Below are 21,686 nucleotides of genomic sequence, written 5' to 3'. Positions count from 1 at the left end.
CAACTGCTCCTGGTTGAAGGGGGTTACCTGCGTCGTCCGCGGTCGTGGACGGCGCGCACCGGAGGCTTCTGGGCCCCCTGTGCTTCCTGTGCCTCGTCCCACTTGGCGTAGGCGTCGACGATCTCACTCACCAGCCGGTGGCGCACGACGTCGGCGCTGCCGAGCTGGGCGAAGTGGACGTCTTCGACCCCGTCGAGGATCTCACGGACGACCCGGAGGCCGCTGCGGGTGCCCCCGGGAAGGTCGATCTGCGTCACGTCGCCGGTGACCACGATGCGTGAGCCGAAGCCGAGCCTGGTCAGGAACATCTTCATCTGCTCGGGCGTGGTGTTCTGCGCCTCGTCCAGGATGATGAAGGCGTCGTTGAGCGTCCGGCCGCGCATGTACGCCAGCGGCGCGACCTCGATCGTCCCGGCGGCCATCAGCTTGGGGATGGACTCCGGGTCGATCATGTCGTGCAGGGCGTCGTAGAGCGGGCGCAGGTAGGGGTCGATCTTGTCGTAGAGCGTGCCGGGCAGGAAGCCCAGCCGCTCGCCCGCCTCGACCGCCGGCCGGGTCAGGATGATCCGGTTGACCTGCTTGGCCTGCAGCGACTGGACCGCCTTCGCCATGGCGAGGTAGGTCTTGCCGGTGCCGGCCGGGCCGATGCCGAACACGATCGTGTGCTGGTCGATCGAGTCGACGTAGCGCTTCTGGCCCAGGGTCTTCGGCCGGATGGTGCGGCCGCGGCGGGACAGGATGTTGAGGGTCAGCACCTCGGCGGGGCGCTCGGCGGAGTTCTGCTGGAGCATGCCGACGGTGCGCCGGACATTGTCGGGGGTCAGGGTCTCCCCCTTGCGCACCAGCTCGATGAGTTCGCTGAAGATGCGTTCGGCCAGGGCGTTGTCCGAGGCCGCGCCGGTGATGGTGATCTCGTTGCCCCGCACGTGCACGTCACTGCTGACGGCCCGCTCGACGAGCTTGAGGATCTCGTCTCCCGCGCCGAGCAGCCTGACCATCGTGTGCGGGTCGGGGACCGTGATCTTGGTGATGGCCCGCACGGGCGGCTCCGACGACACTGCCGGTGCGGGGGTTGGGGTCTCGGTCATACGTCGGCCACGTGGGGCCTCAAGCACCTGCTTCCGGGGCTCGCTCCTGCTGGCTTCATGTCTGGGTCATCTCCAGGCTCTTCATGGTATCGGCTGACCGGCCCGCAAGCCGTTCCCATTTCTTGCCGATGCCCGGTTTGCACCCTATACAGGCAATATCCGCCTCGCCCGGATCAGGGTCGCCCGAACATGCTGTTCGCGCCGAAAGTCCGGACAGGCCCGCTGCGGCGGTGGTACTGAGGCAGTGAGACATCGGCGGTACCCCCCATCGACAGGAGGCCCACACGCATGGTCGAGCGCAGCGGATATGTCGACGGGGAGCCGTGCTGGGCCGACCTCGTGGCCCCCGACCTGGCCGCCGCGCAGCGGTTCTACTCGTCGCTGTTCGGCTGGACGTTCCTGGACACCGGCGCCGATTTCGGGCATTACGTCATGTGCCTGAAGGACGGCAAGGTCGTCGCCGGGATGAGCCCGCCGATGCCGGGCGCCGAGCAGACCCCGGCGGCCTGGAGCGTGTACCTGATGTCGCACGACCTGGAGGCCGCCGCCCAGCGGGTCGACGCCGGCGGCGGCAAGGTCATCGTCGAGCCGATGGAGATCCCGGGCAACGGCCGGATGTTCTTCGCCCTCGACCCGTCCGGCGCCGCGTTCGGCGCCTGGGAGCCCGGCCAGCACACCGGCTCGCAGCTGTACGACGAGGACGGCGCACTGTGCTGGGCCGAGGTCAACACCCGCGACCCGGACGCGGTCGACGCCTTCTACCAGGGCCTGTTCGGGTACCGGCAGGCCAGGGTCGACGCCGGCGAGCAGTTCGACTACACCGCGTGGAGCCTCGGCAACGCCGACCCCGTCGCGGGGCGGCTCACCATGACCGACGCGTGGGAGGGCATCCCGCCGCACTGGATGGTGTACTTCGCCACCGCCGACACCGACCGCGCCGCCGAACGGATCCTCTCGGCGGGCGGCCAGGTGCAGCACGGGCCGTTCGACTCCCCGCACGGCCGCATCGCGGTCGTGGTGGACCCCAACGGCGCCGTGTTCACGATCATCTCGCGCTAGTTCCTAGAACCGGTACCGGTCGAAGGTCTCCTGACCCCTGGTGAAGCGGTACGTGGCCCAGTGCAGCCGCTCGACCGTGCCGTCCGCGTCGCGGGTCAGCCGCAGCAGCTCCCCGGCCTCCCGGCCGGACACGGTGCGGAACACGTCCGGCTGGCCGTCGACCGGCGCGAACACCGCCGGCGGCCGGTTCGCCGGCTGGTCCGCGGCGCGCGCCTGCAGCGTGCCGTCGTGCCAGTTGAAGACGTACTCGAAGCCCTCGCCCCACCAGCGGCCCAGCACGGAGCGGTACCGCTGCGGCGGGGGCGGCGCGGGCACCCACGGCGCGATGTCGGCCGGGTCGCTCTCCACCGCCGCGGCGAGCAGTTGGTGCGCCAGGTCGATGACCTCACCGGCGGTGCCGGACGAGCCGAGGGCCGCCGCACCGAACGCACCTGGGGTGCCGGCGCCGCCGACCCGCCCGTAGGCACCGGCCAGGAAGCCGGGCATCGCGCCGTCGTGGCCGACGTGCACGATCCGCTCGGCGCCCGGCTGCGGCTGCAGGATCAGCCCGAGCCCCAGCCCGCGCGCCCACAGGACGTCCTCCGTGACGGCCCGCGGCGCCCGCATCTCCTCGACCGTCGCCGCGGCCAGCACCGCCTCGGCGGGATCGACGGCCTTCGGGTCGGCCAGGAACGCCGCCCACTTCGCCAGGTCCGCCGCGGTGCTCCACAGCTGCGCGGCCGGGCCGACCGCGCCGAAGTCGTCGGGCGGCTCCGGGTGCGCGTAGTCGGACCAGGCGTCGACCTGGTACCCGACGGCGGGCCGGCTCGGCGTGACGACCGTGTCGTCCAGGCCCAGCGGGTCGAGGATCCGCTCCCGCAGCACCTCTTCCCAGGTGCCGCCGCGCAACCGCCCGGCGAGGTGGCCGAGCAGCGCGATCGCCAGGTTCGAGTAGTGGAACCGCTGCCCCGCGGGCAGCACCCGCTCGGCCCGGTCGAGCTGGTCGAGCAGCGTGTCGACGTCGGGCGCCTGCATCGTGTCCCAGACGTCGCCGAACGGCTCGCGCTGCAGCCCCGACAGGTGCGACAGCATCCGTCCCACCGTCAGCTCGCCGTGCGCCTTCACCGGCAGGTGCCGGGAGATCGGGTCGTCGAGCTCCAGCAGCCCCTCGTCGCGGCACTGCATCACCAGCACGGCGGTGAAGGTCTTCGTGACCGAGCCGATCCGCAGCTGGCTGCGCTCGTCGACGTCCGTGCCGACGGTGAACGTCCACAGCGGCCGGTCGGCGCGGTGGATCGCCACGCTCAGCGCCGGCACCCGCGCGCCGGCCTGGACCTGCCGGGCCAGCCGCTCGTACCGCTCGTGCGCCGTCATACCGACAGCATCCGGCCGAGGGGCTGTCCGCCGAGCACGTGGCCGTGGACGTGGAAGACCTCCTGACCACCGTGCGCGCCGACGTTGAAGATGATCCGGTACCCGTCCCCGGTCAGCCCCTCCTGCTCGGCGACCGCGGCGCAGGCGGCCATGACCTTCCCGGTCAGCCCGGGGTCGGCGAAGGCGAGCGCGGCGACGTCGCGGTGGTGCGCCTTCGGGATCACCAGTACGTGCACCGGCGCCTTCGGGTCGATGTCGCGGAACGCCAGGGTGTCGTCGGTCTCGTGGACCATGGTCGCCGGGATCTCACCCGCGACGATGCGGCAGAACAGGCAGTCATCAGTCACAGTCGCATCGTAGGCGGCTTGTAGGGTGCTGCCATGGCTGGACGCAAGGTCTTGGTGACGGGGGCATCCCGCGGTATCGGCGAGGCGGTCGCGCGGGCGTTCGCCGCGGCCGGCGACGTGGTGGCGGTGCACCACCGCGACTCGGCGGAGCTGGCCGGCAAGGTCCGCGACGACCTGCCCGGCGAGGGGCACGTGATCGTCTCCGGCGACCTGGCCGACCCGGCGGCGGTGCAGGCCTTCGTGGACGGTGCCGCGCTGTCCCTCGGCGGCCTCGACGTGGTGGTCAACAACGCGGCCGTCGTCGTCGAGCACCCGATCCTGGAGCAGGACTACGCCGCGTGGCAGGCCGCCTGGCAGCGGACGCTCGCCGCCAACCTCTCCGGCCCGGCGAACGTCTGCTGGTGCGCGGCCCGGCACCTCGGCCAGGGCGGCAGGATCGTCAACGTCTCCTCGCGCGGCGCGTACCGCGGCGAACCCCGCTACCCGGCCTACGGCGCGGCGAAGGCGGGCCTGAACTCGCTGACCCAGTCCCTGGCCCTGGCCCTGGCCCCGCGCGGGATCGCCGTGACCGCGGTCGCGCCGGGGTTCGTCGCCACCGACATGGGCAACGCCATCATGGACGCCGGCGACGGCGCCGCGATCCGGGCGCAGAGCCCGTTCAACCGGGTCGCCCGCCCCGACGAGGTCGCCGAGGCGGTGCTGTTCCTCGCCGGCTCCGAATGGTCCTCAGGCGCCGTGCTCGACCTGAACGGCGCGTCCTACTTCCGCTGACCAGCGCGGACGCCGGCCGACCGCCGCGGCCGGTTCGACCGGCGCTGGGCAGCCGGCGCTGGTGGGTGTGGGGTGGGTCACCGGCGCGGCGGGAGGCCGGCGGGCGCTGCCCCGCAGGCGAAACCCGGCTCGGCACGCCCCACGGCGGGTCAGGCGGCGCGGGTCACCAGCGGCCGAGGCGGACCGACAGGGCGGCCAGGGCGGCCGCGCCCGCCGTCGAGGTGCGCAGGATCTCGCGGCCCAGGCGGACCGGCACCGCGTCCGGGAACGCGGCCAGCTCCTCCGGCGCGATGCCGCCCTCGGGGCCGACGACCAGGGTGATGTCGCCGGCGAGGGGGACGCTCGAGAGGGGTACCGACGCCTCTTCGTGCAGCAGGAGCACGGTGCCGGTCAGGGCGAGCTGCTTCGTGGTCCGCGCGTCGGTGACCTCGGGCAGCCAGGCGCGGCGGGACTGCTTGACCGCCTCGCGGACCGTGGCGCGCCAGCGCTCGACCGGTTTCGCGTCCTTCCACCGGGCGATGCTGCGGGCCGCCTGCCAGGGCACGATGCGGTCCACGCCGAGCTCGGTCATCAGCTGCACGGCCAGCTCCGCCCGCTCCCCCTTGGCGATGCCCTGCACGACGGTGATCCGCGGGTCTTGCGGCGCGACGAACTCACGGTCGAGCAGGTCGAGGTCCAGGGCGCCCTTGTGCGCCGCGGCGACGGTCGCGCGCAGCAGGCCGCCCCGCCCGTCTGACAGCAGCAGCGCCTCCCCGGCGGTGAGGCGCTGCACGTTGGCCGCGTGGTGGCCCTCGGGCCCGTCGAGCCGCCACCGGTCCCCGGCGGGCAGCTCGGGGACCAGGAACAGCGGCAGGCTCACGTCGTCCCCTCCGCTACGCTCCGGCGCCACCGCGAGCCGAACCTGAGCCCACGGTTCGCGGCCCCTCCGCTCCGCTGCGGCCCGCTCACGCCGTCACCTCCGCTGCGCTCAGGCGCCACCGCGAGCCAAACACTGAGCCCACGGTTCGCGGCCCCTCCGCTCCGCTGCGGCCCGCTCACGCCGTCACCTCCGCTGCGCTCCGGCGCCGCCGCGAGCCAACAACACTGAGCCCATGGTTCGCGGCTCCTCCGCTACGCTGCGGACCGCTCACGCCGTCACCTCCGCCACGCACCGGCGCCGCCGCGAGCCGGCACCGGGCCCGGCCGCGTGCCGGGCGGCAGCACCACCGGGAGCCGGCAGGAGCCCGCGACGCGCGGACCCGTCGCCGCGCACCGGCGCCGCCCGCACCGGCACCGCCGTGAGCCGGGCGGCGGCACCGCGGTGCGCGGGCGCCGGGCCCGTGGTGCGTCCCGGAGGACCGCTCACGCGTGGCCGTTGAAGGCGTCGCGCACGCGGGAGAAGAAACCGCCCTGCTTGGACAGCTCGGCGACCTCCTCGCCGCGGGTGCGGGCGAACTCCCGCAGCAGCTTCTCCTGCTCCGGCTCCAGCCGGGTCGGGGTCCGCACGTCGAGGTGGACGTGCAGGTCGCCGCGGCCGGCGCCGCGCAGGTGCGGGACGCCCTTGCCGCGGATGCGCAGCGTCTGGTTGGGCTGGGTGCCGGCCTTGACGTCGACCGTCTCCTCGCCGTCGAGGGTCTTGATCGTGAGCCGGGTGCCGAGCGCCGCCGCGGTCATCGGGACGGTGACCCGGCAGTGCAGGTCGTCGTCCTTGCGGGAATACACGTCGTGCGGGCGCTCGTGGATCTCGACATACAGGTCGCCGGGAGGGCCGCCACCGGGGCCGACCTCGCCCTGCTGGGCCAGGCGGATGCGCATGCCGTCCTCGACCCCGGAGGGGATCTTCACGGTCAGGGTGCGACGGGTGCGGACCCGGCCGTCGCCGCCGCAGGTCGCGCACGGGTTCGGGATGACGGTGCCGAAGCCCTGGCAGGCGGAGCAGGGCCGGGCCGAGACGACCTGGCCGAGGAACGTGCGCTGCACCGACTGGACCTCGCCGCGGCCGCCGCAGATCTCGCACGTCTGCGGGTGGGTGTTGGGCGCGGTGCCGGCGCCGCTGCAGGTGGAGCAGACGACCGCGGTGTCCACCGTGATCGGGGCCTCGACGCCGAACGCGGTCTCGTGCAGGTCCAGGTCGAGGCGCAGGATCGCGTCGGCACCCGGCCGGATCCGCGGGCGTGGCCCGCGGCTGGCGGTCGTGCCGAAGAACGCGTCCATGATGTCCTGGAACCCGACGAACGCGCCGCCCTGCGGCCCGCCACCGCCGCCACCGGGCGCTAGCGGGTCGCCGCCGAGGTCGACCATCTCCCGTTTGCGCGGGTCGGACAGCACCTCGTAGGCCGCGTTGATCTCCTTGAACTTCTCCTGTGCCACGGGGTCGGGATTGACGTCCGGGTGGAACTCGCGCGCCAACCGTCGGTAGGCGCGCTTGATCTCGTCGGCCGTGGAGTCCCGCTTGACACCGAGAATCCCGTAGTAGTCCTTCGCCACTGAGTCCTATGCCCCTGACTCGTCCATGAGGTTCAACTTTGTCCCAGCAGATCGCCGACGTAGCGTGCCACGGCGCGCACCGTGGCGATGTTGCCGGGGTAGTCCATCCGGGTCGGCCCCAGCACACCCATGCCGCCGACGACCATGGAGCCCGGCCCGTAGCCGGTCGCCACGATCGATGCGCTGCGCAGGTCCTCGATCTCGTTCTCGTCGCCGATGCGGACCCTGGTCATGCTCGGCTCGACCTCACCGAAGAGCTTGAGCAGGATGACCTCCTCCTCCAGCGCCTCGAGGATCGGGCGCAGTGAGCCCTGGAAGTCCAGCAGGCCGCCGCGGGCGAGGTTGGCGGTGCCGGCCAGGGCGATCCGCTCCTCGGTGCGCTCCACCAGGGTCTCCAGCAGCACCGTCGACAGGGCGGTCATCGGCGGTCGCAGGCTCGGCGCGGTCTCCTCGACGAGCGCCTCGACCAGGGGCGGGGTGTCGACGAGGCGCTTGCCGACCAGTTTCTCGTTGATCCTGCGGCGCAGCTCGGTGACGTCGTCGGCGAGGATCGGGCCGGGCAGGTCGACCAGGCGCTGCTCGACCCGGCCGGTCTCGGCGATCATGACGACCATGAGCCGGGTGGTGGAGATCGGCACCAGCTCGAAGTGCCGCACGCTGGCGCGCGACAGGCTCGGATACTGCACGACGGCGACCTGCCGGGTCAGCTGCGCGAGCAGCCGCACTGTGCGGTGCACCACGTCGTCGAGGTCGACCGCGCCGATCAGGAACCGCTCGATCGCCCGCCGCTCGGCGGGGCTGAGCGGCTTGACCCGCGACAGCTTGTCGACGAACAGCCGGTAGCCGGCGTCGGTGGGCACCCGGCCGGCGCTGGTGTGCGGCTGCCGGATGTAGCCCTCCTCCTCGAGGACGGCCATGTCGTTGCGGACCGTCGCCGGGGAGACGCGCAGGTTGTGCCGCTCGACGAGGGCCTTGCTACCGACCGGCTCCTGGGTGGCGACGTAGTCCTCGACGATGGCACGCAGCACCTCGAGCTTTCGGTCGTCGAGCGCCATACGCACCTCCCCGAGACTTGGCACTCCCACTTTGCGAGTGCCAGTCTACGTCGCCTCCGCCGCCCACGGAATGATCGTCATGTGTGCGAACCGCCGCTATTGGGATGGTCTGCGGGAACTTTGTCCAAAAGAAGTCATGCCGCGTCGCTGGCCATCCTTGATCGGTGCACCTACCGTGGCCCCCATGAGTGAACCACCTCGCCCTGGGGAGTACGGCGTTCCGCAGGACCCGAATATTCCGCCCTCGTATTCGATGCCGGGCGGGGCCCAGTATCCGCCGCCGGCCCCCGACTACTCCCAGCAGCCGCCGGTCTCCGGTGGCGGCTACCCGCCGCCGACCAGCGGCGCGGGCTACCAGCAGCCGGGCGGCTACCAGCAGCCCGGTGGCTACCAGCAGCCCGGTGGCTACCAGCAGCCTGGTGGCTACCAGCAGCCGGGCCAGTACGGCTACCAGCAGCCGGGCGGCTACGCCGGCGCCGGTCCGGTCGGCTACGCCAACAGCGACGAGAAGACCTGGGCCCTGATCGCCCACTTCGGTGGCATCTTCTTCGGCTTCATCGCCCCGCTGGTCGCGCTGCTGGTCAAGGGCAACGAGTCGCCCACGGTGAAGGCGCACGCGAACGAGGCTCTGAACTTCCACATCACGTGGGGCATCATCCTGTTCGTCGGTGCCCTGCTGTCGATCTGCACGTTCGGCGTGACGCTGATCGTGCCCTGGATCATCATCATCGTGTTCGCGATCATCGCCGGCATGAAGGCCAACGGCGGCGAGCTGTACCGCTACCCGATGACGTACCGCTTCATCAAGTAGGCATCGACGTGCAAAGGGGCGGCCGGGCCGCCCCTTTTCCTTTCAGGGCGCCCTGCTCAGGTCAGGGCGCGCGCCACCCCGTCGGCGAGCAACCGGCCGCGCAGGGTCAGCACCGCCCGGCCCGCCGCGAACGCCGCCGCGTCCAGCTGCCCGTCGGCGAGGCAGTCCCGCGCCCCGGCCAGCCCGGCCGCGTCGAGCACCTCCAGCGGCAGCCCGTCGGCGAGCCGGATGCGCAGCAGCACGTCCTCCATGTGCCGTTCCTGCGGCGTCAGTACCTCCCGCGCGTGGCCGGGCGAGGCGCCGCCGGCCAGCCGGGCCGCGTACGTGTGCGGGTGCTTCACGTTCCACCACCGCACGCCCCGCACGTGGCTGTGCGCGCCGGGGCCCAGCCCCCACCAGTCGCCGCCGCGCCAGTAGAGCTCGTTGTGCCGGCAGGGCGAGTCGCGGGACCAGTTCGACACCTCGTACCACGTCATGCCGGCGCCGGTCAGGGCCTCTTCGGCGGCCAGGTAGCGGTCGGCGGCGATGTCGTCGTCGGGGTAGGGCAGCTCACCGCGGCGCATCCGGGCCGCCAGCCGCGTGCCGTCCTCGACGATCAGCGCGTAGGCGCTCACGTGGTCGACCCCTGCGCCGATCACCGTGCGCAGCGAGGCGGCAAAGTCCTCGGGGCGCTCGCCGGGCGTACCGTAGATCAAATCGAGATTGACCCGCTCGAACCCGGCGGCGTGCGCCTCGGCGACGGCGGCCGCGGGCCGGCCCGGCGTGTGCCGCCGGTCGAGCACCGCCAGGACCCCGGGCGCGACGGACTGCATGCCGAGGGAGATCCGGTTGAACCCGGCGCCGCGCAGCCGCCGCAGGCCGGCCGCGTCGACCGACTCCGGGTTGGCCTCCGTGGTCACCTCCGCGTCGCCGGCCAGGCCCCAGGTGCGGTCGATGCCCTCCAGGATGCGGCCCAGCTCCGACGGCGGCAGCAGCGTCGGCGTGCCGCCGCCGAAGAAGACCGTGTCCACCCGCGGCGGCGCCACCACCTTCGCGGCCAGGGCCAGCTCGTCGAGCACCTGCTCGGCGTAGCCGGCGCTGAGCACGCCCTCGTCGGCGGTGTAGGTGTTGAAGTCGCAGTACCCGCAGCGGGTGGCGCAGAACGGGACGTGGACGTAGACCCCGAACCCGGCCTCCCCCGCCGCGTCGGCGACCCCGTCGGGCAGCGCGCCGTCGCGCGGGATCGGCTCGCCTTCTGGCAGTGTTCCGGGCATTTCACTAGTGTGCCCGCATGCCACTCGTACGGTCACAGACGGCGCAGGGCGTGGCCACCGTCACGCTCGACAGCCCGACCAACCGCAACGCGCTGTCGTCGGCCCTGATCGAGGAGCTGCTCGCGGCACTGGCCGCGGCCGGCGCCGACGAGTCGGTGCGGGTCGTGGTCCTCACCCACACCGGCCCGGTCTTCTGCTCCGGGGCGGACCTCAAGGAGACCGCGGCCGCGTTCGGGTCGGGCAAGCCGCCGATCAACCGGCTCGGCGAGGTGCTGACCGCGATCTGGGAGAGCCCGAAGCCGGTCATCGCGCGGCTGACCGGGCCGGCGCGGGCCGGCGGCCTGGGTCTCGTCGCCGCCGCGGACCTCGCGGTGTGCTCGCTGGAGGCGACGTTCGCGTTCTCCGAGGTGCGCATCGGCGTGATTCCGGCGGTGATCTCCGCCACTGTGCTGCCGCGGCTGTCCCCGCGCGCCGCCGCCGAGCTGTTCCTGACCGGCGACACCTTCGACGGTGCCCGGGCCCGCGAGATCGGGCTCGTCACGGCCGCCGTGCCCGCCGACGAGGTCGACGCGGCCGTCGCGTCGTTCGTCGCGTCGCTGGTACGGGGAGCGCCCGGCGCCGTGCGCGGCACCAAGGAGCTGCTACGCCGACGGAAAGCCGACACGTTGGGTGACGAGCTGGCGGCCATGACGGAGCTGTCGTTGTCGTACTTCGGTTCCCCGGAGGGAATCGAGGGAATCATGGCATTCCGGGACAAACGACCACCAAACTGGATCCCTGATGGCGTCAGTTGAACGGTCCGACTCGCCTCAACCCCGCGTGGAACGCGGGGAGGCAGTGGCGGGCGGGACGTACGCTGGTCGAGTTCTCAGGTCGGGAGGTGACGATGCGTACACGACACGTGCTGGCGGTCCTGGCGACGCTCACCGTCGCCGCGGCCGTCGGTGTCTACGTGCTCGTCCAGCGGATCGGCGACCACCTGCCGCAGCTGCTGCCGGTGGGCCGGGCCTGCGTCATCAACGCCGGCGACGCCCCCGCCAACGTCAAAGACTCCGGCGCCTCCGCCGGCGCCGGCACCGCCGTGCCGCTCGACGCCGAGCAGGTCGCCAACGCCGCCACCATCACCGCCGTCGGCCTGCGCCGGGGCGTGCCGCAGCGCGGCCTGGTCGTCGCCCTCGCCACCGCCTGGCAGGAGTCGAAGCTGGAGAACCTCAGCGGCGGCGACCGCGACTCGATCGGCCTGTTCCAGCAGCGGCCCAGCCAGGGCTGGGGCAAGCCGGAGCAGATCGCGGACCCCCGCTACGCGGCCAACGCCTTCTACACCGCCCTGCTGAAGGTCAAGGGCTGGGAGAAGATGCGGGTCACCGACGCCGCGCAGCAGGTGCAGCGCAGCGCCCACCCCGAGGCGTACGAGAAGTGGGTCGACGAGTCGGAGATCATGGCCCGCGCGTTGAGCGGCGAGGCCACCGGCGCGGTCGCCTGCACCGTCACCGAGGCCAGCAGCCACGGTGCCGAGGCCGCGAAGACCCTCGGCGCCAGCGTCAAGCTCGACTGGGGCGACGTGCGCACCGCCGAGGTCACCGACCTGGTCGGCGTCGCGCTGAAGGTGCGCGAGCAGAAGACCGGCTGGCAGTATGCGCACTGGATGGTCGCGCACGCCCAGGACCACGGCGTCAAGCGGGTCGTCTTCAGCGACATGGAGTGGACCGCGAAGAGCGGCGGTTGGAGCCGGGTCACGCAGCGTGGCGACACCGGCGCCCAGCAGGTCGTCGCCGAGGTGTACTGAGAGCCTGGACGTCGCAGACGACCAGCAGGTTGTCGGCCGTTCGGGTGACATTTGCGCATTGTCCGGCAGCCAACTCCGGAGTCGGCTCCATGTGCACCTCGCGTTACCATCGGTCGTTCCCTGGTTGACGAAAGTAAGGGGAGGACATGACGTCCGCTGCACCCGACTACGGCGGTCTGACCGGCTATGAGCCGATCAGCGAGGCCGACCGCAAGGAGTTCCTGGATCAGGGCTTCCTGCTGGTCCGCAACGTTCTGAAGGAAGACCACCGTGCGCAGCTCGAAGCAGCCATGGACCGGGTCTACGCCGAGGAGAAGGCGGCCGGCTCCAGCAGCATGAAGAAGGACGGCACGCTGCACCTGCTGGGCTTCCTCACGCGCGACGACCTGTTCGGGCACCTGCTGACCCAGCCGACCCTCTTCCCGTACATGTGGGGCCTGGCCGGCTGGAACATCTACACGCACCACAACCACCTCGACGTCACCCCTCCGGCGGCGGCGACGGAGGCCCCCTCGTGGGGCTGGCACCAGGACGGGTACCGGCAGAACTCCGACCCGGAGACCATGGACCCCAACCTGCCGCGGCCGATGTTCTCGCTGAAGATCGCCTACGTGATCTCCGACCTGTCCGAGACGGGCCGGGGCGCCACCAAGGTGATCCCGGGCAGCCACCTGTGGAACTCCCTGCCCCGCCCGGCCGACACGACGATCGAGAACCCTGACCCCGAGGGCACCGTGGAGATCACGGCCAACCCGGGTGACTGCTTCATCTTCGACCGCCGCCTCTGGCACTCCCGGTCGCCGAACTACTCGGACATCACCCGCAAGATGCTGTTCATCGGCTACACGTACCGGTGGATCCGCAACCTCGACGACATGCCGATCGACTACGACAGCGAGTGGTGGGCCAACCGCACGCCCGTCCAGCGTCAGCTGCTGGGCGAGGCCACACACACGGCCAACTACTGGGGCATCAACTGGAACGGCTACATCGACGAGGAGATCCCGCTGCGCAAGGAGCTCAAGACGCGCGGCCTGCTCGACCGCTCCATCCCCTGGCTGCGCTAGGACCTCGCACCACAGCTCCGAAGAGGTCGTGCCCCCGCACCCCAGGGGTCACGACCTCTTCGCCGTCCGACCCCGGACACAGCGAGGCCCCCAGACCGGGGGGCTGGGGGCCATACGCTGTGTGGTGTTACAGGGTACTGCGACGACCGCGACCGGCCACGCCGACCACCAGGGCCACGCCGACGGCGGCGAGCAGGACCTGGATCAGCAGCTCGCCCCAGTCGACACCGGGGGTGTTGGTGGAGATGCCGATGGCGTTGGCGATGACGGTGCCGAGCAGCGCGGCGACCACGCCGATCACCATGGTCAGCCAGATCGGGATGTTCTGGCGGCCGGGCACGACGAGCCGCCCGAGCGCACCGACGATCAGGCCGACGATCAGTGCCGTGATGATTCCGGTGACAGTCACGGTGTCCTCCTTCGGAGCCTCAACCAGGGGTCTTGCATTTTGCGGTTGCGCTCTTATTGCCCGTGACGTCAAGGGACCAAACGCCCCGACGATCGACGAACTTCGCGTATCGCCGCGTCCATGGTGCTGAACGCGAGGGGTGGCGGATCGGACAGTGGCATCCAGGCCAGTTCGCTGCCTTCGGCGGGATCGAGGGTGATGACGGCGCCGGGGGCGAGGGAGGCGAGCCAGAAACAGTCCAGAACCGGCAGCATCTCGTCCTGGAACTGGTACCCGCCGATCCACATGCCGACGAAGGCGCCGAGCCGGACCTCGACGCCGAGCTCCTCGCGGGCCTCGCGGACGGCGGCGTCGGACGGGTGCTCCCAGCCGTCGCAGAAGCCGCCGGGCAGGTCCCACCAGCCCTCCCGGGGCGGGCGGGCACGGCGGATGACGAGGAATCGGTCGCCGTCGAGGATGATCGGGGCGCCGGAGGGCCGGGGGTTGACGAAGACGGCGTAGCCGCAGGCGTGGCAGGCCACCGGCGGGGCGTCCGTGGACGCCCCGCAGCGGGGGCAGTGCCTCACTTCTTCGACTTGTCCGCGGCCGGAGCGTCCGACGTCGACAGCGCGGCGATGAATGCCTCCTGCGGCACCTCGACGCGGCCGACCATCTTCATCCGCTTCTTGCCTTCCTTCTGCTTCTCCAGCAGCTTCCGCTTGCGGCTGATGTCACCGCCGTAGCACTTGGCGAGCACGTCCTTGCGGATGGCGCGGATCGTCTCGCGGGCGATGATCCGGGTGCCGATGGCGGCCTGGATCGGCACCTCGAACTGCTGGCGCGGGATGAGCTTCTGCAGCTTGGCGGCGATCGTGACGCCGTAGTTGTACGCCTTGTCCTTGTGCACGATGGAGCTGAAGGCGTCGACCGGCTCACCGTGCAGCAGGATGTCGACCTTCACCAGGTCCGCCTGCTGCTCGCCGCTGGGCTCGTAGTCGAGGCTGGCGTAGCCCTTCGTGCGGCTCTTCAGCTGGTCGAAGAAGTCGTAGATGATCTCGCCGAGCGGCAGGGTGTACCGCAGCTCGACGCGGTCCGCGGACAGGTAGTCCATGCCCTGCAGGGAGCCGCGGCGGCTCTGGCACAGCTCCATGACGGCGCCGACGAAGTCGTTCGGGGTCAGCACGGTGGCCCGGACCGTCGGCTCGAAGATATTGCTGCTCTTGCCGTCGGGGAACTCGCTGGGGTTGGTGACCGCGTGCTCCTTGCCGTCCTCCATGATCACCCGGTAGACCACGTTGGGCGCGGTGGAGATCAGGTCGAGGTTGAACTCACGCTCCAGGCGCTCCTGGATGATCTCCAGGTGCAGCAGGCCGAGGAAGCCGCAGCGGAAGCCGAAGCCGAGCGCGGCGCTGGTCTCCGGCTCGTACACCAGGGCGGCGTCGTTGAGCTTGAGCTTGTCGAGGGCGTCGCGCAGCAGCGGGTAGTCCGAGCCGTCGATCGGGTACAGGCCCGAGTAGACCATCGGCTTGGGGTCCTTGTAGCCGCCGAGCGGCTCGGTGGCCGGCTTGGCGTTGATGGTGACCGTGTCGCCGACCCGGGACTGGCGCACGTCCTTCACGCCGGTGATGAGGTAGCCGACCTCGCCGGCGCCCAGCCCGTCGCTCTTGATCGGCTCCGGCGAGATGACACCGATCTCCAGCAGCTCGTGCACGGCGCCGGTGGACATCATCTTGATCCGGTCGCGGGCGCCGAGGCGGCCGTCGACGACGCGGACGTAGGTGACCACACCGCGGTACACGTCATACACCGAGTCGAAGATCATGGCGCGGGCGGCGCCGTCGTTGCCCGGCTGGGGCGTGGGCAGCTGCCGCACGATCTCGTCGAGCAGGTGCGCCACCCCGACGCCGGTCTTGCCCGACACGCGCAGGCAGTCGTCGGGGTCGCAGCCGATCAGGTGGGCGAGCTCCTCGGCGTACTTCTCGGGCTGCGCGGCCGGCAGGTCGATCTTGTTGAGCACCGGGATGATCGTCATGTCGTTCTCGAGCGCGAGATACAGGTTCGCGAGGGTCTGCGCCTCGATGCCCTGCGCCGCGTCGACGAGCAGCACGGCGCCCTCGCAGGCGGCCAGGCTGCGGGAAACCTCATAGGTGAAGTCCACGTGGCCCGGGGTGTCGATCATGTTGAGCACGAACTGCTCGCCGGCCAGGTCGCCCTCGCGGACCCGCCACGGCATGCGCACAGCCTGGCTCTTGATCGTGATGCCGCGCTCGCGCTCGATGTCCATGCGGTCGAGATACTGCGCCCGCATCTGCCGCGCGTCGACCACCTCGGTGAGCTGCAACATCCTGTCGGCCAGCGTCGACTTGCCGTGGTCGATGTGCGCGATGATGCAGAAGTTGCGGATCCGGTCCGGCACGGTGGCACCGGGACGGTTCGCGCCGGGGTCGTTCGTCGGTGGCACAGGCGTCCGTTCTCCATGATGGCGGGGATCAGAGCTCTATCGTCCCATGCCCGCCGATCACCTCGAAGCGCCGCCGGTACGGTGCCCCGCCGTTGCCGGACTTGTCCGGATAAGGCGGGGCATACAGTCCGTCAGAGCAGCGCGCCCTCGTCGTGCAGCCAGTCGACGAAGCCCATCGCGACGACGGCCGCGCAGTCGACGAGCTCGGCGATGAGCTCGGGGTGGGCGCCGGACAGCAGAGGCACCTGCATCTCGGCGTAGATCGGCAGCTGGCCGCGGTCGGTGGGGTCACCGACGTAGGCCTTGTAGAAGCGGCGAGTGTGGTTCCACTCGTTGACCACCCGGTAGGAGCGGTCGGCCCAGTCCGGCGGCACCGTGGCGTGCGGCCTGGCCCGGACGACGAGGATCTCGTCGGATGGTCCTTCGAGGGCGAACAGCACAGCGTGGCGCTCCCACAGCGCGAGAAGGCTGCCATCCCCATCGGTCAGGTATCGAATTTCGAGCTGCTCCAGGGCCTCCGCGACCCGCAGCAGCGTCACCGGTGCGATCACGCCCGCACCCACGTCCCGGCTTCCGTCGCGCACCGCGTCGGTCACCGGAGTCGGCTCCTCCCGTGCCAGCTGCGCGACGGTCGTCTCGGCCTGCGATCCGTCCGTCTGCTCGGCACGCCATGGCCACTTTGGCATGTTCCCGCGCTCCCTAGCTCCCCCGTGGCCTCCACCCGCAATTGCGGTCTGTCGCCGAGTGATTCCGCTCGGCGGTGGACCCGAAAGAGGACGGTACCCGTTCGGACGAGTTTCAGCAGCCCCCAATTTCACCCTCGCCCCACCCGTTCGGGTGAGGGTCTTACCACCGTCTATCCGATGAGAAGAGTCTTGGCAGTACGATGCCAGGCAGAGCCATATGCGCAGGCCAGGGCCGTCCATGGACCCGATTTCCGAACATCGACGAAGTCTCGTGCAGCTGCACGTTCACTCGACATGAACCCCATTCGCACGACCGCCTGCACGAGCCGTTGCGCGATCTCGACGCGATCTCCGGCGGCGGTCGTCACGACGATCGGCACATGATCCAGCAGCGCGTCGCGGAGCACCCTCGAACCGACCGCACGGCCCCCGACACCCTCCGTCGCGGCGGTGCGCAAGGTGTCCGCGGCGGCGGCCCCGACGCGCCGGATGTCGGCCCCCGGGATCCGCTCCACGACGGTCCCCGGGTCACCAGGGATGGACCACCGCCACTGGTCGTCCCGAAAGGTGGGAAGATCCCCATCGAGGGAGGTCAGCAGCTCCCGGGCCAGCACGGTGTGGTCGCCGTCGACGTGGCCGGGGACTCCGCGGCTCACCAGGACTCCCCACGGCAGGTGCGACCAGAGCGTGACCCGGTCGTCACCGGCGGGCCGCAGCCGGACCACGGCACCGTCGTCGAGGCGCACCACCCGGGCCAGGAAGGCCCGGGCATCCTCGGCACCGGCCCCGCTCAGCCAAGCCACGGGGACAGGAACTCCCGCTCGACGTCCTTCACCCGGCGGGGACGGCCGGCGGCCAGATCGAAGGGCACGCAGACGGTCCGCGCGCGGGAGGCGACCGCATCGCCGTCGAAGAGCTCGTAGGCGACCGTCAACCGGCTGGCCTTGATCTCCTCCAGCCACAGCTCGATGCGCACGGGGTCGCCGTAGTCGACCGGCCGCAGATAGTCGATCTCATGACGTGAGATGACGATCCCGTCCTCGAACGTGCTGAGCCCGGCGTTCTTCGCCGCGGTGAACATCAACGCCACGCGCGCCTCCTCGTACAGGGTGAGGAAGCGCGCGTTGTTGACGTGCCCGTACGCGTCCAGGTCGGACCAGCGCAGGGCGCAGTGGTAGATGAAGCGGCCCACCTCAGTCGCGCGTGAGCTTGCGGTAGGTGACGCTGTGCGGCCGCGCCGCCTCCTGGCCCAGGCGGTCGACCTTGTTCTTCTCGTAGGACTCGAAGTTGCCCTCGAACCAGAACCACTTGGCCGGATCCTTCTCGTCGCCCTCCCAGGCGAGGATGTGGGTGGCGACCCGGTCCAGGAACATGCGGTCGTGGGAGATGACCACGGCGCAGCCCGGGAACTCCAGCAGCGCGTTCTCCAGCGAGGACAGCGTCTCGACGTCGAGGTCGTTGGTCGGCTCGTCGAGCAGCAGCACGTTGCCGCCGATCTTCAGCGTGAGCGCGAGGTTGAGCCGGTTGCGCTCGCCGCCGGACAGCACCTTCGTCGGCTTCTGCTGGTCGGGGCCCTTGAAGCCGAACGCCGCGACATACGCCCGGGACGGCATCTCGACCTTGCCGACCATGAGGTGGTCGAGGCCGTCGGAGACGACCTCCCAGACCGTCTTGTCGCCGTCGAGGCCGGAGCGGCTCTGGTCGACGTAGGACAGCTTGACCGTCTCGCCGACACGGACCGTGCCGGCGTCGGGCTGCTCCAGGCCGACGATGGTCTTGAACAGCGTGGTCTTGCCGACGCCGTTGGGCCCGATGATGCCAACGATGCCGTTGCGCGGCAGCGAGAACGACAGCCCGTCGATCAGCACGCCGCGCTCGTCGAAGCCCTTCACCAGCTCCTTGGCCTCGATGACCATGTTGCCCAGGCGCGGGCCCGGCGGGATCTGGATCTCCTCGAAGTCCAGCTTGCGGGTCTTCTCGGCCTCGTTGGCCATCTCCTCGTAACGCTCGAGGCGGGCCTTGGACTTCGTCTGGCGCGCCTTGGCGTTGGAGCGGACCCACTCCAGCTCCTCGGTGAGGCGCTTCTGCAGCTTCTGGTCCTTGCGGCCGGCGACCGCGAGCCGCTGCGCCTTCTTCTCCAGGTAGGTGGAGTAGTTGCCCTGGTAGCCGTGGACCTGGCCGCGGTCGACCTCGGCGATCCACTGGGCGACGTGGTCGAGGAAGTAGCGGTCGTGGGTGACGGCGAGCACGGCGCCCGCATACTTCTGCAGGTGCTGCTCCAGCCAGTTGACGCTCTCCGCGTCGAGGTGGTTGGTGGGCTCGTCGAGCAGCAGCAGGTCGGGCGCCTCGAGCAGCAGCTTGCACAGCGCGACGCGGCGGCGCTCACCGCCGGAGAGGGTGGTCACGTCGGCGTCCGGCGGCGGGCAGCGCAGCGCGTCCATGGCCAGGGCGAGGGCGGAGTCGATGTCCCACGCGTCGGCGTGGTCGAGCTCCTCCTGCAGCCGGCCCATCTCCTCCATGAGCTCGTCGGTGTAGTCGGTCGCCATGAGCTCGGCGACCTCGTTGAACCGGGCGAGCTTCGCCTTGGTCTCCGCGACCGCCTCCTCGATGTTGCCGAGGACGGTCTTGCTCTCGTTGAGCGGCGGCTCCTGCAGCAGCATGCCGACGGTGTAGCCGGGCATGAGCCGGGCCTCGCCGTTGCTCGGCTTGTCGAGCCCGGCCATGATCTTCAGCAGGCTCGACTTGCCGGCACCGTTCGGGCCGACGACACCGATCTTCGCGCCGGGCAGGAACGACAGCGTGACGTTGTCGAGCACGACCTTGTCGCCGTGCGCCTTGCGCGCCTTCTCGAGCACGTAGATGTACTGCGCCACGGTGCGCCCCTACCTCCGGTAAGTCTGTGTTCGCGTCGGGTCAATCTTTCCAGGCCCCGGGGTCAGCCCCCAAACCGGGCGTCACTTCTTGGGCAAGGACTCTTTCACGTCCTCGTTCAGCGTCTGGTTGCCGCTGACCGTGAGCTTCTCCCGGGACACGGTGTAGGTGGTGGCACCGTTGGTCGCCGTGTACTTGTCGTTGCCCGCGCTGCCGGAGAACGTGACAGTGCTCAGCAGCAGCCCGTTCTCGCCCTCGACGGGCGTCTCGCCGGAGCCGGTGACGCCGGAGAAGTTCTTGCGCTTGTCGTGTCCTTGGTACCACAGACTGGAGGCGTCGGCCTCCTGGCAGATCCAGACCTCACGCTTGTCGGTGCGGATGTAGAGCCGCAGCGCGAGGGGTAGGGCCGCCTTGCTGTCGCGCTGCTTGATCGCGTCTTCCATGAAGGTGGGGCAGGGCATGACCGCGGAAGAGGCACCCTGCGTGCTGACGTTCGTCGATGGTCGTGAAGACTGTCCGCTACCGGGATCCGACGCAGCGTCGCCCTTTTCCCGGCGGCCGAGCACGAATCCGAACAAAGCACCGATGACGGTCAGGATCAGCAACGCGAGCAGGACGACGGTGAGCGTCCGGCCCCGCTCGGGCTCGGCGTAGGCATCGTGCGAGGACATGCCCAGCAGGATCGCACCTGTGAGCCAGCACGCTGCATGCTGCCGGGCAGGCACGGGATCAGTAGGCTGAAAGTACGAGGGTGGATCACCCAGGGGGAGGACACGACACGTGGCTGGAAACAGTGCATTCGTGGTGGTCGCCAACCGGCTGCCGGTCGACAAGGTTGTCGGGCCGGACGGCGAGGTCAGCTTCCGCAGAAGTCCAGGAGGCCTGGTCACCGCGCTCGAGCCGGTGCTCCAGCAGCGCAACGGCACCTGGGTGGGCTGGTCGGGCGGCACCGGGGACTCACAGCTTCCGGAGGAGACCTTCGAGGCCGGCGGGGTGAAGCTGCACGCGGTGGCGCTCAGCGCGGGTGAGGTCGAGCGGTACTACGAGGGCTTCTCCAACTCCAGCCTGTGGCCGCTCTACCACGACGCGGTGGAGACACCGATCTTCAAGCGACGATGGTGGGAGTCGTACCGGCTGGTCAACGAGCGGTTCACCAAGGCAGTCGCCGACGACGCCGCACCCGGCGCGACCGTGTGGGTCCAGGACTACCAGTTGCAACTCGTGCCGGCCCTGCTGCGCGAAACCCGACCCGATCTCAAGATCGGGTTTTTTCTGCACATCCCGTTCCCCCCGGTCGAACTGTTCATGCAACTACCCCGCCGGGCGGAACTTCTCAAGGGTCTGCTCGGTGCCGATCTGGTTGGTTTCCAACGGCCACTCGGCGCGCAGAACTTCGTCCAACTGTCCCGACATCTGCTGGGCACCCGCGTGCGGCGCGGCGTCGTGGAGTGGGAGGGCCGCACGGTGCGGGCCGAGGCGTTCCCGATCTCCATCGACGTCGAGGAGATGGAGCGGCTCGCCGCCTCACCGGAAGTGCAGGCCAGGGCCAGGGCGATCAGGACCGAGCTGGGTGAGCCGAAGACCATCATCCTCGGCGTGGACCGGCTCGACTACACCAAGGGGATCGAGCGGCGGCTCAAGGCATTCCGCGAATTGCTGTCGGATGGACGACTTACGGCGCCGGAGACGGTGATGGTACAAGTGGCTACGCCGAGTCGGGAGCGGGTGGAGCACTACCAGACACTGCGGGTGAACGTTGAACGTGAGGTCGGGCGCATCAATGGTGAGTACGGACGAGTTGGCCAACCGGCCGTGCACTACCTCCATCAGTCGTACAGTCGGGCTGAGTTGGCCGCGTTGTACGTCGCGGCCGACGTCATGATGGTGACTCCGTTGAGGGACGGCATGAATCTCGTTGCCAAGGAATACGTCGGTGCCCGCGCCGACAACGGCGGCGCCCTCGTGCTGTCGGAATTCGCCGGCGCGGCGGCCGAGCTGCGTCAGGCGTTCCTGTGCAATCCGCACGACCTCGACGGGGTGAAGGACGCGCTGATGCGCGCGATCCACGTCGACCCGGTCGAAGGGCGCAAACGGATGCATGCTATGCATTCCCACCTGCGCTCACACGATGTCCGCGCCTGGGCGGACGCGTTTCTCGACGCTCTCGGCGCAGCATCTTGACCGCCACACGCCCGCCCATGCACCGCCGTGTGCACGTCAACCG

22 protein-coding genes are annotated in these 21,686 nt (G+C 70.4%); 7 read left to right on the top strand and 15 right to left on the bottom strand.

The window, feature by feature from the left end; genetic code table 11:
- Positions 1-23: 23 nt before the first annotated feature.
- On the bottom strand, positions 24-1,088 hold the full coding sequence (locus tag AB0H83_RS05835) for a PhoH family protein (RefSeq protein WP_360087476.1): 1,065 nt from the start codon (positions 1,086-1,088) through the stop codon (positions 24-26).
- 288 nt (positions 1,089-1,376) lie between these two features.
- Between AB0H83_RS05835 and AB0H83_RS05830 the strand changes: the two genes are divergently transcribed.
- Positions 1,377-2,147, top strand: a complete 771-nt coding sequence (locus AB0H83_RS05830; protein WP_360087473.1) for a VOC family protein — start codon at positions 1,377-1,379, stop codon at positions 2,145-2,147.
- A 3-nt stretch (positions 2,148-2,150) separates the two neighbouring features.
- Here AB0H83_RS05830 and AB0H83_RS05825 read toward each other — a convergent pair whose 3' ends face one another.
- Together AB0H83_RS05825 and AB0H83_RS05820 are read right to left on the bottom strand one after the other, a co-directional pair.
- Positions 2,151-3,500 (bottom strand): serine hydrolase domain-containing protein, encoded by a 1,350-nt coding sequence (locus tag AB0H83_RS05825; RefSeq protein ID WP_360087470.1) that lies wholly within the window; start codon positions 3,498-3,500, stop codon positions 2,151-2,153.
- On the bottom strand, positions 3,497-3,847 hold the full coding sequence (locus AB0H83_RS05820) for a histidine triad nucleotide-binding protein (protein ID WP_360087467.1): 351 nt from the start codon (positions 3,845-3,847) through the stop codon (positions 3,497-3,499). The genes AB0H83_RS05825 and AB0H83_RS05820 overlap by 4 nt, the downstream gene beginning before the upstream one ends.
- A 33-nt stretch (positions 3,848-3,880) precedes the next feature.
- On the opposite strand from AB0H83_RS05820, the gene AB0H83_RS05815 reads away from it, so the two are divergent.
- Complete coding sequence (locus AB0H83_RS05815) at positions 3,881-4,618, top strand: SDR family oxidoreductase (RefSeq protein ID WP_360087464.1); 738 nt, start codon at positions 3,881-3,883, stop codon at positions 4,616-4,618.
- Positions 4,619-4,781: 163 nt separating this feature from the next.
- Here the strand turns inward: AB0H83_RS05815 and AB0H83_RS05810 are convergent, their stop codons facing one another.
- From AB0H83_RS05810 to hrcA, 3 genes are all read right to left on the bottom strand, one after another.
- Positions 4,782-5,477: a 16S rRNA (uracil(1498)-N(3))-methyltransferase gene (locus tag AB0H83_RS05810; RefSeq protein ID WP_360087461.1), complete on the bottom strand. Its 696-nt coding sequence runs from the start codon at positions 5,475-5,477 to the stop codon at positions 4,782-4,784.
- Positions 5,478-5,959: 482 nt separating this feature from the next.
- On the bottom strand, positions 5,960-7,084 hold the full coding sequence (dnaJ, locus tag AB0H83_RS05805; RefSeq protein ID WP_360087458.1) for a molecular chaperone DnaJ: 1,125 nt from the start codon (positions 7,082-7,084) through the stop codon (positions 5,960-5,962).
- A 32-nt stretch (positions 7,085-7,116) separates the two neighbouring features.
- Positions 7,117-8,139, bottom strand: coding sequence for a heat-inducible transcriptional repressor HrcA (hrcA, locus tag AB0H83_RS05800; RefSeq protein ID WP_360087455.1), 1,023 nt, complete (start codon positions 8,137-8,139; stop codon positions 7,117-7,119).
- 184 nt (positions 8,140-8,323) lie between these two features.
- Between hrcA and AB0H83_RS05795 the strand changes: the two genes are divergently transcribed.
- Positions 8,324-8,950, top strand: a complete 627-nt coding sequence (locus AB0H83_RS05795; protein WP_360087452.1) for a DUF4870 domain-containing protein — start codon at positions 8,324-8,326, stop codon at positions 8,948-8,950.
- A 56-nt stretch (positions 8,951-9,006) separates the two neighbouring features.
- Here the strand turns inward: AB0H83_RS05795 and hemW are convergent, their stop codons facing one another.
- Entirely contained in the window at positions 9,007-10,203 is a 1,197-nt protein-coding gene (gene hemW, locus AB0H83_RS05790) for a radical SAM family heme chaperone HemW (protein WP_360087449.1), read from the bottom strand.
- A 17-nt stretch (positions 10,204-10,220) separates the two neighbouring features.
- On the opposite strand from hemW, the gene AB0H83_RS05785 reads away from it, so the two are divergent.
- The 3 genes from AB0H83_RS05785 (at position 10,221) to AB0H83_RS05775 (ending at position 13,056) form a co-directional block, all read left to right on the top strand.
- Positions 10,221-10,997, top strand: coding sequence for an enoyl-CoA hydratase-related protein (locus tag AB0H83_RS05785; protein ID WP_360087446.1), 777 nt, complete (start codon positions 10,221-10,223; stop codon positions 10,995-10,997).
- A gap of 86 nt (positions 10,998-11,083) precedes the next feature.
- Complete coding sequence (locus tag AB0H83_RS05780; protein WP_360087443.1) at positions 11,084-11,989, top strand: hypothetical protein; 906 nt, start codon at positions 11,084-11,086, stop codon at positions 11,987-11,989.
- A gap of 146 nt (positions 11,990-12,135) precedes the next feature.
- Positions 12,136-13,056: a phytanoyl-CoA dioxygenase family protein gene (locus AB0H83_RS05775; RefSeq protein ID WP_360087440.1), complete on the top strand. Its 921-nt coding sequence runs from the start codon at positions 12,136-12,138 to the stop codon at positions 13,054-13,056.
- Positions 13,057-13,183: 127 nt separating this feature from the next.
- Here AB0H83_RS05775 and AB0H83_RS05770 read toward each other — a convergent pair whose 3' ends face one another.
- From AB0H83_RS05770 to AB0H83_RS05735, 8 genes are all read right to left on the bottom strand, one after another.
- Positions 13,184-13,465, bottom strand: coding sequence for a GlsB/YeaQ/YmgE family stress response membrane protein (locus tag AB0H83_RS05770; RefSeq protein WP_360087437.1), 282 nt, complete (start codon positions 13,463-13,465; stop codon positions 13,184-13,186).
- 68 nt (positions 13,466-13,533) lie between these two features.
- Positions 13,534-13,986, bottom strand: coding sequence for an NUDIX hydrolase (locus tag AB0H83_RS05765; protein ID WP_360087434.1), 453 nt, complete (start codon positions 13,984-13,986; stop codon positions 13,534-13,536).
- 41 nt (positions 13,987-14,027) lie between these two features.
- Positions 14,028-15,905 carry a translation elongation factor 4 gene (gene lepA, locus AB0H83_RS05760; RefSeq protein WP_360087431.1) on the bottom strand — a complete coding sequence of 626 codons (1,878 nt, stop codon included), beginning with the start codon at positions 15,903-15,905 and terminating at the stop codon, positions 14,028-14,030.
- A 131-nt stretch (positions 15,906-16,036) separates the two neighbouring features.
- A complete protein-coding gene (locus tag AB0H83_RS05755; protein WP_360087428.1) occupies positions 16,037-16,591 on the bottom strand; it encodes a YbjN domain-containing protein in 555 nt (184 codons plus the stop codon).
- A 170-nt stretch (positions 16,592-16,761) separates the two neighbouring features.
- Positions 16,762-17,340: a hypothetical protein gene (locus AB0H83_RS05750; RefSeq protein WP_360087425.1), complete on the bottom strand. Its 579-nt coding sequence runs from the start codon at positions 17,338-17,340 to the stop codon at positions 16,762-16,764.
- A 41-nt stretch (positions 17,341-17,381) separates the two neighbouring features.
- Entirely contained in the window at positions 17,382-17,783 is a 402-nt protein-coding gene (locus AB0H83_RS05745; RefSeq protein WP_360087422.1) for a thioesterase family protein, read from the bottom strand.
- A gap of 1 nt (position 17,784) precedes the next feature.
- Complete coding sequence (gene ettA, locus AB0H83_RS05740; RefSeq protein WP_360087419.1) at positions 17,785-19,464, bottom strand: energy-dependent translational throttle protein EttA; 1,680 nt, start codon at positions 19,462-19,464, stop codon at positions 17,785-17,787.
- 81 nt (positions 19,465-19,545) lie between these two features.
- The gene (locus tag AB0H83_RS05735) at positions 19,546-20,187 is read right to left on the bottom strand and encodes a hypothetical protein (RefSeq protein WP_360087416.1); all 642 of its coding nucleotides are present in this window, start codon (positions 20,185-20,187) and stop codon (positions 19,546-19,548) included.
- A gap of 55 nt (positions 20,188-20,242) precedes the next feature.
- Here AB0H83_RS05735 and AB0H83_RS05730 point away from each other — a divergent pair, with 55 nt between their 5' ends.
- A complete protein-coding gene (locus AB0H83_RS05730; RefSeq protein WP_360087413.1) occupies positions 20,243-21,643 on the top strand; it encodes a trehalose-6-phosphate synthase in 1,401 nt (466 codons plus the stop codon).
- The last annotated feature ends 43 nt before the right edge of the window (positions 21,644-21,686 follow it).

Source organism: Dactylosporangium sp. NPDC050688, from assembly GCF_040654515.1.
Taxonomy (GTDB): Bacteria; Actinomycetota; Actinomycetes; order Mycobacteriales; family Micromonosporaceae; genus Dactylosporangium.
This window is presented reverse-complemented; position numbering and strand designations above follow the sequence as displayed.